Below are 11588 nucleotides of genomic sequence, written 5' to 3' on the forward strand. Positions count from 1 at the left end.
CACTTGTAAATCCATTTTGTAACAATTCATTAAACATTGGCGGCTGGCTGGTCCCTTATCACCCTGTTAGAAACTGGCGGGGGTATTGGCCGAAATCAATACGCACTCCTGCTCGCCCACATTGCGAAAACGGTGAGGAGTGCGGCTGTCGAAGTAGTAGCCGTCCCCCGGTGTCAGCAGGTAGATCTGCTCACCCACGGTCACTTCAACCTCGCCCTTGATGACGATGCCGCACTCTTCACCCTCGTGGCTCAGCATGTCGTCGCCAGTGTCGGCGCCCGGTGGCAGCACCTCCTGCAACATGCCGATGGCACGGTTGGCACGGCTGTGGCCCACCAGCCGGTAGCTAATGGGGTGAGTGCCGAGATCCGGCATATCGGCGGCGCGAAAGATCACTTCGGAGTCCATTTCGGTCTCGTCAGTAAAGAAGCTGGCCAGTGACATGGGGATCCCTTCCAGCACCTTGCGCAGGGAGGCAACTGACGGGCTCACCTGATTCTTTTCGATCTGGGAGATGAATCCGTTGGTCACGCCCGAGCGTTTGGCCAGCTCGCGCTGGGAGAGGGCCGCCTTGGTGCGAACCGCCTTGAGACGGTGACCGATATCCATCGATAGACACTCCTTGACTGTTTACTATTATTAAATTTGTGTTAAATATCTTATACCACCCTGTAGAGTCATCTAGCTAGGGGTGGCATCAGACAGGGCGATAATGAGCCCTTTTTTATGGATTCAGGTGTTTAATTTAATAGGCAATGGCCAATAGTTGCTAAACACCTTAAGGATGAGGTGACCATGAAACCGATCAGCGACATCAATACTCCCTCCGACATGTCCGCCTTCTGGATGCCGTTCACCGCCAACCAGCAGTTCAAGGCGGCGCCGCGCATCCTGAAGTCGGCGGAGGGGATGTATTATCACTCAGAGGATGGCCGCAAGATACTGGATGGCACTGCCGGACTCTGGTGTTGCAACGCGGGCCATGGTCGGCGCGAGATTGCCGAGGCGGTCTCCCAGCAGATTTCCCACCTCGATTTCGCCCCCACTTTCCAGATGGGCCACCCGTTGCCGTTCGAGCTGGCCAACCGGCTGGTGGAGATCGCTCCCCAGGGCTTTGGCCATGTCTTCTATACCAACTCCGGCTCAGAGTCGGTTGATACCGCGCTCAAAATCGCACTGGCCTGGCAGCGGGCTCGCGGTCAGGGCACCCGCACCCGGCTGATTGGTCGCGAGCGGGGTTATCACGGGGTTGGCTTTGGCGGCATCTCGGTGGGGGGCATTCCTGGCAATCGCAAGTGGTTTGGCTCCCTGCTGACCGGGGTGGATCATTTGCCCCATACCCTCAACATCGCCAAAAATGCCTTCACCAAAGGGTTGCCTGAGGAGGATGTGGCGCTGGCCGACGAGCTGGAGAAGATCGTTTTTCTGCACGATGCCAGCAACATAGCGGCGGTGATCGTCGAACCCATCGCCGGCAGTACCGGCGTGCTGATGCCGCCCAAAGGCTACCTCAAGCGGCTGCGGGAGATCTGCACCAAACACGGCATCCTGCTGATTTTTGACGAGGTGATCACCGGTTTCGGTCGCCTTGGCTCTCCCTTCGCCGCGCAGGAGTTCGATGTCATCCCCGACATGATCACCTGCGCCAAGGGGCTCACCAACGGCGCTATCCCCATGGGAGCTGTGCTGGTGCAAAAGCATATTTATGACGACATGATGGCGGCAGGTAAGGGGGCTATCGAGCTGTTCCACGGCTACACCTATTCCGGTCATCCGGTGGCTGCTGCTGCGGGTCTGGCGACCCTCGAGATCTATCGCAGCGAGAACCTGCTTAGCCGCGCCGCGGATCTGGCGGGCTACTGGGAGGAGGCGGCCCATTCGCTGAAGGGCTGCAAGCATGTGAAGGATGTGCGCAACTACGGGCTGGTGGCCGGTATCGAACTTGAATCCATGCCGGATGCGCCGGGCAAGCGCGCCTATGAGGTGTTTGTCCGCTGCTTCGAGAAGGGGGCGCTGATCAGGGTGACCGGCGACATCATCGCCCTGTCGCCACCCCTCATCATCGAGCGCAGCCAGATCGATGATCTCTTCACCCTGCTGCAGGATGCCCTGCAGGCACAACCCTAACCCATTTGATGGCCCCGCGCTGGCGGGGCCTTGCGTTGTCTTGTTCAGCGCAATCACCACATCAATTATCACGGAGGATACATGACATACAGGGTCAGCAACTTCATCAACGGCCAGCCGCAGGAGAGTCGTAGCGAGCGCCAGGGCGCCATCTTCAACCCAGCCTGCGGCAAGCAGCAGGGGAGCGTCGGGCTTTCCAGCGCCGCCGAGTGTCAGGAGGCGATCGCCATCGCCGAGCGTGCCTTTGCCGACTGGTCGCAAACCCCGCCGCTGGTGCGGGCCCGGGTCTTTTTCCGCTTCAAAGAGTTGATGGAGCAGCACAGGGACGAGCTGGCCGAGCTCATCAGCCGCGAGCACGGCAAAGTCTTCTCCGATGCGCAGGGTGAGCTGACCCGCGGGCTGGAGGTAGTGGAGTTTGCCTGCGGCATTCCCCATCTGCTCAAGGGGGAGCACTCCCTCAACGTCGGCCGTGGGGTAGACAGCTACTCCATGATGCAGCCGGTGGGGGTTTGCGCCGGTATTACCCCGTTCAACTTCCCGGCCATGGTGCCGCTCTGGATGTTCCCGGTCGCCATCGCCTGCGGCAATACCTTTATTCTCAAACCCTCCGAGAAGGATCCCTCCCTCTCGTTGCGGATGGCCGAGCTGCTCAAGGAGGCCGGTCTGCCGGACGGCGTGCTCAACGTGGTGAACGGTGACAAGGAGGTGGTGGATGTGCTGCTGACCGACCCGCGAGTGGGTGCCGTGTCGTTTGTCGGTTCCACCCCCATCGCCCAGTACATCTATGCCACCGCCTCGGCCCACGGCAAACGGGTACAGGCGCTGGGCGGCGCCAAGAACCACATGGTGGTGATGCCGGATGCGGACCTCGATCAGGCGGTCTCCGCCCTGATGGGGGCTGCTTATGGGGCGGCGGGTGAGCGCTGCATGGCTATTTCGGTGGCCGTGGTGGTGGGGGACGAGACCGCTGATGCGTTGGTGGCCAAGCTGACGCCGCTGGTGGAAAAACTGCGGGTCGGCCCGGGGCTGGGCCAGAGCCCGGAGAACGAAATGGGGCCGCTCATCAGCAAGGAGCATCTGGCCAAGGTGCGCGGCTATGTGGATCAGGGGGTGGCCGAAGGGGCCACGCTGCGGGTCGATGGTCGCACGCTGAGCCACGACGAGGGTTACTTCATCGGTGGCTGCCTGTTTGACCAGGTGACGCCAGAGATGCGCATCTATCGCGAGGAGATCTTCGGCCCTGTGCTCTCCATCGTGCGGGTACCGGATTACGAGACGGCGCTGCGACTCATCAATGAACATGAGTACGGCAATGGCACCGCCATCTTTACCTGCGACGGCGACACCGCGCGGGACTTCACGGCGCGGGTACAGGTCGGTATGGTAGGGGTGAACGTTCCCATTCCGGTGCCGATGGCGTTTCACAGCTTTGGCGGCTGGAAGCGCTCCATCTTCGGGCCGCTCAACATGCACGGGCCGGACGGGGTTCGCTTTTATACCCGGATGAAGACGGTGACGGCGCGCTGGCCCCAGAGCCTGCGCAGTGGTGCCGAGTTCTCCATGCCGACCATGAAGTGACGTGCTGGCACGTGCTCATGGCCTAACCTCTTGCCCCCGCCGGTCGATGATTGGCGGGGGCGAACTCTGTAAAGGAACAACAGATGCGATTGGGAATTCTCGATTGTGACCGGCTGGATCCCGATCTGGCGGATCGTTTTGGCCCCGTCTACTCCGAGATGTTTATCAGGGGGTTTCAGCCGCTGGCACCCGAGCTGGAGTTTCGGGTCTGGTCAGCCATCGATGGGGAGCTGCCGGAGGATCTGCACGAGTGCGATGCCTGGCTCATCACCGGCTCGCGCCACGATGCCTATAGCGATATCCCTTGGATCAAGGCGTTGCGTGGCTGGATCCGTCGGGCCCATGATGCCGACGTCAAGCTGGCCGGGATTTGTTTTGGTCATCAGGTGATCGCCCAGGCGCTGGGGGGCGAGGTGGTGAAGTCTACCAAGGGGTGGGGGCTGGGAGTGTCGGTGCACCCCATGTTGGCTGATGAGCCCTGGATGGCGCCGTCTCGTGATCAGATCCGTATTCTGGCCAGTCATCAGGATCAGGTGGCCCTGCTGCCCCCCGGAGCGACCCGGCTGGCGGGCAACGATTTTTGCCCCAACTTCATGTTCCTGCAGGGGAACAACATAGTTGCCATTCAGGGACATCCGGAATTTTCGGTGGAGTACAACCGGGCGCTGATCGAGCGGCGCCGAGGCCTGTTACCCGACGAGCGTTACCAGAGCAGCCTCTCCTCGCTGGAGGGAGAGGTGGATTCGACCACCATGATGCAGTGGTTGCTGCAGTTTTTGGGGATCCTGCCGCTGCGGGCCGGCGCAGCCTGAGCCCGGTTTGTCAGCGACCCCCTTCGGGTGCTAGATTTTGTAGCAAAATGAAGGATCAAGCGCTGCGATGTCGGGATCGGATGATACACTGGCCGCCCTTTGTGGCGGCCTGTTTGTCTGGCGTGATCGCCGCACCAGCTTGAGAGGGTGAAGCCTTGAAACTACAGCAATTGAAGTACTTGATCGCGATCCGGGACCACAACCTCAACGTCTCGGTGGCGTCCGATGCGCTCTATACCAGCCAGCCCGGGGTCAGCAAGCAGATCGGCCTGCTGGAGAGCGAGCTGGGAGTGCGGATCTTCGAGCGCCGTGGCAAGCATCTGCACCGCATCACCCCGGTGGGCGAGGAGATCATCAAGTGTGCCGAGGCGATGCTCAACATCGAGAGCAAGATAAAGGCGATCTCCCGTGAGTATCTGGATCCGACCGTGGGCACCCTCAACATTCACACTACCCACACTATCGCCCGCTATCTGCTGCCCAAGTCGGTTACCTACTTCACCAAGAAGTACCCCAAAATCTCGTTCCACCTCCATCCGGTGATGTCGGCGAGCAAGGAGCAGATCAGCAAGGGTTACTCCGATTTTTCCATCGTTGCCCACGAAATTGGCTTCGACAAGGAGCTGATCGCGCTGCCCGCCTACCTCTGGACCCTCTCGCTGGTGGTGCCGCAGGATCACCCGCTGGCCAAGGTGAAGAAGCCGACCCTGGAGCAGCTCTGCCACTACCCCATCCTCAGTTACGAGAGCGGTGCCACCGGTCGGCAGGTGCAGGATGAGGTGTTTCAGGCGGCGGGGCTGACCCCGAGCTACTACATGACGGTAATGGATGCCGGAGTGATCAAGCGCTATGTGGAGCTGGGCTTTGGCATCGGCATCATCTCCTCGCTGGTGGCCAACGACACCGACAGCCCCGGGCTGGTCTCCATCAATCTGGAGCACCTGTTCAAGCCCTGTCCGGCCCAAATCTGCTTCAGCAAGAGCATTCTGCTGCAGAACTACATGTATGACTTCATCAGCTCTTTCTCGCCTCACCTCACCAAGGAGGTGATCCAGAGCGTGATGCAACAACCGACCCAGGCGCGCATCGACGAGCTGCTGGCCGGGGTGGAACTGCCCATCTATTGATCCCGATCGGATTACCGATCGCTTACGGTTGTCTCTTCAGTCAGGCTGGGCTCTACTCGGGGTTCAGCCTGTCTCTTTTGGGCTATCTCCATCGTCCGAGGTCTCTATGTCACGTATTCTGCTGCTTGCCAATCTCAACTGTGATCATGTGCTCTCCCTCTCCGAACCGCTGGTGGCGGGGGCCCGGCTGCAATACGTGGATCAGGGACGCAGGCTGGGAGGTGGTGCCGCCAATACCGGCATCGGGCTGGTGTGGGCGGGTCACGAGGTGACCATTGCCTCACGCATCGGGCTGGACGAGACCGGCGACTGGCTGCTGGAGCAGGCGGCCGGTTACGGGCTGGATTGCAGCCATGTGGAGCGCTTTGGCGGCGAGACCGGCGAGTTGCTGATCCTGGTGGACTCCACCGGCGAGCGCACCATACTTCGCCGTCCCCGTCGTCCCGATCTGCCCGGTGATCTGCCACAGGAGGGGATCGACTGCCTCTACGTGAACTATCCCGGCACCGCCATCATCAGTTATATGCGCCAGATGCTCGGCAAGAGCTTTGTGTTGGCCCAGTATCCCAAGGGCGGCCAAGCGCGCCGTCCCTGCCATGTGCTGGTGGCCTCCCGCTCCGATCTCGGCGAGGTAAGTGACCCCTGGCAACATGCCCGCCAGTTGGCGGGTGAGCAGCTTGAATGGCTTGTGTTGACCGAAGGGAAGGCGGGGGCGGTGGCCATCCATGGCGACGAGCAGATTAGGGTCGCCGCGCGGCCAGTCTCGGTGGTCGATACCACGGGAGCAGGGGATGCTTTCGCTGGCGGATTGATCCATGGCCTGGCGCGCGGCATGGCGATCAAGGATGCGCTACAGTGCGCGGTGGACTGGGGGGCGTTTGCCGTCGCCTCCGAGAGCTCCATCCCATCGGTCGCGCTGAAAAACTGGCTGAAACAGCCGCACTGACGCCCCGTTTATTCACTGTTCGAAGGGAGATTTCCCCTCTTGTCTGTTGGGTGCGGCGGTGAGGAATTTCGGGAAATTTAGCCGCCAGAATGGAGGTAAACGCCGGGCTAACCCGGCAAGTTTGCGATCAATCAAAGAAAGTGTCGATTTATGTGCATCTTCATCGACACCCGGTTGTGCTGCTCTTAACCTTGTCACTCCGCAACTCAGATTAAGAGACAGGCCCCTCCTCTGGCGAACCAATGGCGAACAGAGGCAAACCGGTTGTCTCCTGCCTCTTAGCTCAATGTTGTCGTCCTGATTCCTGGCTTGTAGTAAGAGGCAAGTGCGACCATGCAACTGACACGATTTACCGACTACGCCCTGCGTACCCTGACCTTCCTGGCGGTGCAGCCGGGCGATCGCCTGTCGACCATTACCGAAGTGGCCGATACCTTCGGCATCTCTCGCAACCACGTGGTCAAGATAGTGCACCAGCTCGGCATCAAGGGGTACATCGAGACGGTACGTGGCAAGCATGGCGGTATCCGCCTCGGTCGCTCCGCGGTCTCCATCAACCTGCGCGATGTGGTGATGGATATGGAGCACGTGCTCTGTCCGGTCGACTGCAAGCGCGAGAACTGCCGTCTCTCCGGTGGCTGCCGCATTCAGGGCATTTTGCGCCGCGCCATGAACGCCTTCCTCGAAGTGCTGGGTGAGTACACCCTGGCCGATGCGGTGCGCGATCCGAACCGTCTCTGCCATCTGCTGGGCATCGAGCAGGAGTCAATTCTGGCGATGGCCTGATGGGCAGGAAGCAAGAACAGATATAGAAGGGGCCTGATGGCCCCTTTTGTTTGTCAGCGATTGCCCGGCTGGCGGATCAGGGTGATGGCGCCGTGCAGACAGGCGAGGCCGCAGGCGCCGCAGCCATTGCAGGCATCCATGTTGACGTTGATGCCATCGGCTGTGGCCTTGATTGCCTGCTGGGGACAGGCATCTTCACAGAGCAGGCAGTAGAAGCCCTGCCGTGCCTGACAGCTCTCTTCAATCTGCACCCGGGTCTGCACCTGACGACCCAGCTGCAGGTCGAGGGCGCCGGTGGGACAGGCTCTGGCGCAGCTGCCGCAGTAGCTGCACTGGCCACAGGCGAGATCGAGTACCGGCGTACCGGCGATGGGGCTCCCCTCGTACTCCTCCTGGGTGGCCGGTTTGAGCAGACCGCGCGGGCAGGCCTTGAAACACTCGCCACAGCGGCTGCAGAGGGAGAGGTACTGGGACTCCTCGATGGCCCATGGCGGGCGCGCTTCATGGCAAACCACTGCGGGCTTGCGGGAAGCTTGCCAACCTTGTGTCAGCCAACGGAGGAAATAGTGAGTCATGCTCGCCCCTGATACCTATTAGGGGTTAATTTTATCGAAGTTTCGGGAAGCAGGCCAGAGAATAGCGGCCGTCAGGATCGCAAGCGCAGTTGCCCTTGTGTAAGCTAGGCGGGTCTTTTTACGTGGTTGAATGAAAACATATGTGGCTATTTCTCTGGCGTGCGTCCCTGCTCTATGTCTTTCCCCTGCTGATGTGGGCCTACTGCCGCATCAAGGATATCGAGTTCGCCGAGCTCGATACCGGCGTCAACAGCCACAAGTGGGTGGTGCTGGCCGCCTACCTTATCTACGTGGTGCTCTGGATCCTGGTTAACCGCTATCTCGAACTCTTCCTGCGTCAGCGGAGCCGCAAATGATCGACCCCGGGCTCTGGGGGATCTTGCTGCCTGCCGCCGCACTGGCTCTCGGGCTTGGCTGGTTGATCGGGCGGCGGGCTGCCACGGCGCAAGCTCAGGAGCTGCTGCTGGCGCAGGAGCGTTATCAGGCGCTCCAGGATCGCTTCGACGAGTTGCAGGATGAGCGGATGCAGGGGCAGCAGAAGCTGGATCAGCAGCAGACCCTGCTGATCAAGCTCACCGCCCGCCTCAAGGATGCGGAAGCGACCCTGCGCAGCGAACGGCTGGCCGCCGCCGAGAAGCTGCAACTGCAACAGGAGGCGGAGCAGCGCCTCAGCCAGCAGTTCGAGAATCTCGCCAACCGGATCTTCGAGCAAAACTCCGGCAACTTCCGCGAATTGAACCAGAATAGCCTCGATCTGCTGCTCACCCCGCTCAAAGAGCAGCTCGAGGGCTTTCGTCGTCAGGTGGGGGAGACCCACGCCCAAGAGACGGCCCAGCGCCACAGCCTCAAGTTCGAGCTGGAGCGCCTTGCCGAGCTCAATGCCCGCATGACCGAAGAGGCGGCGGCGCTGACCCGCGCCCTCAAGGGCGACAGCAAGCAGCAGGGCAATTGGGGTGAAGTGGTGCTGGCGCGGATCCTCAGCGAGTGCGGTCTGCGCGAGGGCCACGAGTACCACACCCAGGTCAATATCGAGGTGGAGAAGGGCAAGCGCTACCAGCCCGACGTGATCGTCCACCTGCCGCAGGAAAAAGACATCATCATCGACGCCAAGGTGTCGCTGACCGCCTACGAGCGCTGGTATAACGCCGATGACGAGCTGGAGAAGGCGGTGGCGCTCAAGGAGCACGTCGCCTCGGTGCGCAATCATATCCGCGAGCTGGGTCGCAAGGATTACCAGCAGCTGCCCGGGGTGCGTACCCTCGACTATGTGCTGATGTTCGTAGCGGTAGAGCCCGCCTTCCTCACCGCGATGGAGGCCGATCCCTCGCTGGTGCGTTACGGCCTCGACAACAACATCCTGCTGGTGAGCCCCACCAATCTGATGGTGGCGCTGCGCACCATCGAGAACCTGTGGCGCTACGAACGGCAGAACCAGAATGCCCGCCAGATCGCCGAGCGGGCCGGTCGCCTCTACGAAAAGCTGCGGCTGTTCGTCGAGGAGATGCAGCAGATGGGTGGCAGCCTGCACAAGGCGCAGGAGAGCTACGACAAGGCGATGGGACGGCTGGTCAACGGCCGTGGCAACCTGATTGCGCAGGTCGAGCGTTTCCGCGAGCTGGGGGTTGAGGTGACCAAGAGCCTGCCCGAGCCGCTGGTTGAGCGGGCGCTGGAGCGTGACAAGGAGCGGGAGTAGTTTTTCCCCTTACAGCTATCAGCAAAAGGCCCAAACCCGGTTTGGGCCTTTTGCTGATTTGGGCTCTTTTTTTAAGAAGAGAACGATAAGTAGGACTATTTCTTTAACACCGCCAGATAATTCCCATCAGTTTCTATATCGATTATTTCAGTAGAAAAATCATATTTAGCCGCCTCCCTGCTCAGCTGATCCTGAGCGATATCCAGCCAACTGATGGGCGCCTCGGTTTCTCCTTTATAGGTAAAAGAGAGCTCTCGTATAACGGTCTGGTTAGTACTCCCGTTCGTTGAGTTCAAAATGATTTGACCTTTCGGCGAAATATATTGATGAGCAAGTTCGAAAAATTTCCCCAACATTTCAATGTTGCCCACGGCTCCGATACTGCGACCGAGTAGCAACCAGGTATCAAACGGGGCGTCAAAACTAGCCGAAAAGATATCGGCATGGATGACTCTGCTGACGCCTCTGGCTTGCATCACCTCACAGGCCAATGGCGAGATATCGAGGGCGGTCACATCAAAAAGCTGCTGTTGCAAAAAGAGCGAGTGTTCACCCGTTCCAGCTCCTATATCCAGCGTCTTTCCCCTGCACAAAGATAACGCCCGGCGATCAATCTGGTAGTAGTCGGCTGGTCGAAAAAAGATAGCGAGCGGGAGACAATATGGTTCTTGCCCGCTGATATTGATCTGCAAGGTTTCATCACCCCTGTTCTGATAGTGCTCTTTCAGCGCCTTGCCAAATAGATCCAGACTTTTCAACATGACCAGCTCCCCATAATGCTGTAATCGGCAGGAATATTTTCATGTATACGATATGACATCTGTTAATCGAACCGCGGGCTTGAAGTTGCGGGATCTCCGCCACAAATAAAAACGGCCCACCGAAGTGGGCCGTTGTTATTTGCACTGCCGGTGTTAATCAGCGGCTGGCTGCGCGGGCGCTCAGTTCGGCTTTATCGCTATCGCTCAGGAAGGCTAGGGTCAGGCCGTTCTGCTGGGCGGTGCGGATCTCGCTGGCGGTCATGCCCGCGGCCGGAGCGGCCACCTCATATTCGTGGGGCAGGTCGATCCCTTCCACCGCCGGATCGTCGGTGTTGAGGCATGCCAGCACACCGGCAGCCAGGAACTGGCGGATCGGGTGCTCGGTCAGGCTCGCTACCGTGGTAGTCTGGACGTTGGAGGTGAGGCAGGATTCGATGCCGATGCGGTGCTCGGCCAGATAGGCCATCAGGGCCGGATCCTGAATCGCTTTGACGCCGTGGCCGATACGCTCGGCGCCCAGCTCGCGAATGGCTTGCCACATGCTCTCGGGGCCAGCGGCTTCACCTGCGTGTACGGTGACGCGCATGCCTGCATCGCGCACCTGACGGAAGTGATCGACAAAGAGTTCCCCCGGGAAGCCCAGCTCGTCACCGGCCAGATCGATGGCGACCAGCTTGTCGCGGTGGGCCAGACAGGCGGCCAGCTCCCGATTGCACTGCTCGGTGCCGAAGGTGCGGCTCATGATGCCGATCAGGTTGGTCTTGATACCGAAATCGCGGCTGCCCGCGGCCACGCCGTCGATGATGGCTTCTACCACGCCCTGCGGGTGCAGCTTGTGGGCCATCGCCATATAGGCCGGACTGAAACGCAGTTCGGCATAGTCGATACCGGCGCGCAGCAGATCTTCCACGTTCTCGTAGGCGACCCGGCGGCAGGCATCATAGTCGGCCAGCACGGCAACACCCCAGTCCAGCTTCTTCAGGAAGGCGACCAGGCTCGGCTCGTTCTCGACAATCTGTACGTGGGGGCGCAGCGCCTCCAGCTCGAAGGCGGGCAACTGAATGTTGTGTTGGCGGCCCAGCTCGAGGATGGTTTGCGGGCGGATGTTGCCGTCCAGATGGCGGTGCAGGTCGGTCAGGGGGAGAGATCTGTCAATCATGGGGGCGCCCTCGTCGAGTCAGGT

Annotated in this window: 12 protein-coding genes; 8 read left to right on the forward strand and 4 right to left on the reverse strand. The window is 60.3% G+C overall.

Annotated features, from left to right (window positions below):
* Positions 1-66: 66 nt before the first annotated feature.
* Positions 67-609 (reverse strand): cupin domain-containing protein, encoded by a 543-nt coding sequence (locus G5332_RS09715; RefSeq protein WP_042012327.1) that lies wholly within the window; start codon positions 607-609, stop codon positions 67-69.
* A 186-nt stretch (positions 610-795) separates the two neighbouring features.
* Between G5332_RS09715 and G5332_RS09720 the strand changes: the two genes are divergently transcribed.
* The 6 genes from G5332_RS09720 to G5332_RS09745 all read left to right on the forward strand — a co-directional run bounded on the left by G5332_RS09720 (position 796) and on the right by G5332_RS09745 (position 7376).
* Positions 796-2127: an aspartate aminotransferase family protein gene (locus G5332_RS09720; RefSeq protein WP_421172642.1), complete on the forward strand. Its 1332-nt coding sequence runs from the start codon at positions 796-798 to the stop codon at positions 2125-2127.
* Between the two features lie 81 nt (positions 2128-2208).
* Complete coding sequence (locus G5332_RS09725) at positions 2209-3705, forward strand: CoA-acylating methylmalonate-semialdehyde dehydrogenase (RefSeq protein ID WP_268011089.1); 1497 nt, start codon at positions 2209-2211, stop codon at positions 3703-3705.
* A gap of 83 nt (positions 3706-3788) precedes the next feature.
* On the forward strand, positions 3789-4517 hold the full coding sequence (locus tag G5332_RS09730) for a glutamine amidotransferase-related protein (protein WP_216952309.1): 729 nt from the start codon (positions 3789-3791) through the stop codon (positions 4515-4517).
* Positions 4518-4672: 155 nt separating this feature from the next.
* Positions 4673-5644: a LysR substrate-binding domain-containing protein gene (locus G5332_RS09735; RefSeq protein WP_033114758.1), complete on the forward strand. Its 972-nt coding sequence runs from the start codon at positions 4673-4675 to the stop codon at positions 5642-5644.
* Positions 5645-5750: 106 nt separating this feature from the next.
* Positions 5751-6590 (forward strand): PfkB family carbohydrate kinase, encoded by an 840-nt coding sequence (locus tag G5332_RS09740; RefSeq protein WP_216979891.1) that lies wholly within the window; start codon positions 5751-5753, stop codon positions 6588-6590.
* 333 nt (positions 6591-6923) lie between these two features.
* Entirely contained in the window at positions 6924-7376 is a 453-nt protein-coding gene (locus tag G5332_RS09745) for an Rrf2 family transcriptional regulator (protein WP_033114760.1), read from the forward strand.
* A 53-nt stretch (positions 7377-7429) separates the two neighbouring features.
* Here the strand turns inward: G5332_RS09745 and G5332_RS09750 are convergent, their stop codons facing one another.
* Entirely contained in the window at positions 7430-7951 is a 522-nt protein-coding gene (locus G5332_RS09750; protein ID WP_216952305.1) for a ferredoxin-type protein NapF, read from the reverse strand.
* Between the two features lie 140 nt (positions 7952-8091).
* On the opposite strand from G5332_RS09750, the gene G5332_RS09755 reads away from it, so the two are divergent.
* Both G5332_RS09755 and rmuC read left to right on the forward strand, forming a co-directional pair.
* On the forward strand, positions 8092-8307 hold the full coding sequence (locus tag G5332_RS09755; RefSeq protein WP_160881925.1) for a hypothetical protein: 216 nt from the start codon (positions 8092-8094) through the stop codon (positions 8305-8307).
* Complete coding sequence (rmuC, locus tag G5332_RS09760) at positions 8304-9644, forward strand: DNA recombination protein RmuC (RefSeq protein WP_236353801.1); 1341 nt, start codon at positions 8304-8306, stop codon at positions 9642-9644. The genes G5332_RS09755 and rmuC overlap by 4 nt, the downstream gene beginning before the upstream one ends.
* 95 nt (positions 9645-9739) lie before the next feature.
* Here rmuC and G5332_RS09765 read toward each other — a convergent pair whose 3' ends face one another.
* Together G5332_RS09765 and add are read right to left on the reverse strand one after the other, a co-directional pair.
* A complete protein-coding gene (locus G5332_RS09765) occupies positions 9740-10405 on the reverse strand; it encodes a class I SAM-dependent methyltransferase (protein ID WP_421259365.1) in 666 nt (221 codons plus the stop codon).
* 157 nt (positions 10406-10562) lie between these two features.
* On the reverse strand, positions 10563-11564 hold the full coding sequence (gene add / locus G5332_RS09770) for an adenosine deaminase (RefSeq protein ID WP_421259366.1): 1002 nt from the start codon (positions 11562-11564) through the stop codon (positions 10563-10565).
* Positions 11565-11588 lie beyond the last annotated feature (24 nt).

It is taken from the genome of Aeromonas sp. 603757, from assembly GCF_049171255.1.
GTDB classification, from domain to species: domain Bacteria; phylum Pseudomonadota; class Gammaproteobacteria; order Enterobacterales; family Aeromonadaceae; genus Aeromonas; species Aeromonas veronii_A.

Bases quoted from the DNA above. Each gene is read 5' to 3' on its own strand.
- G5332_RS09715 (WP_042012327.1), bottom strand. From the start codon at position 609: ATGGATATCGGTCACCGTCTCAAGGCGGTTCGCACCAAGGCGGCCCTC.
- G5332_RS09720 (WP_421172642.1), top strand. From the start codon at position 796: ATGAAACCGATCAGCGACATCAATACTCCCTCCGACATGTCCGCCTTC.
- G5332_RS09725 (WP_268011089.1), top strand. From the start codon at position 2,209: ATGACATACAGGGTCAGCAACTTCATCAACGGCCAGCCGCAGGAGAGT.
- G5332_RS09730 (WP_216952309.1), top strand. From the start codon at position 3,789: ATGCGATTGGGAATTCTCGATTGTGACCGGCTGGATCCCGATCTGGCG.
- G5332_RS09740 (WP_216979891.1), top strand. From the start codon at position 5,751: ATGTCACGTATTCTGCTGCTTGCCAATCTCAACTGTGATCATGTGCTC.
- G5332_RS09745 (WP_033114760.1), top strand. From the start codon at position 6,924: ATGCAACTGACACGATTTACCGACTACGCCCTGCGTACCCTGACCTTC.
- G5332_RS09750 (WP_216952305.1), bottom strand. From the start codon at position 7,951: ATGACTCACTATTTCCTCCGTTGGCTGACACAAGGTTGGCAAGCTTCC.
- G5332_RS09755 (WP_160881925.1), top strand. From the start codon at position 8,092: ATGTGGCTATTTCTCTGGCGTGCGTCCCTGCTCTATGTCTTTCCCCTG.
- rmuC (WP_236353801.1), top strand. From the start codon at position 8,304: ATGATCGACCCCGGGCTCTGGGGGATCTTGCTGCCTGCCGCCGCACTG.
- G5332_RS09765 (WP_421259365.1), bottom strand. From the start codon at position 10,405: ATGTTGAAAAGTCTGGATCTATTTGGCAAGGCGCTGAAAGAGCACTAT.
- add (WP_421259366.1), bottom strand. From the start codon at position 11,564: ATGATTGACAGATCTCTCCCCCTGACCGACCTGCACCGCCATCTGGAC.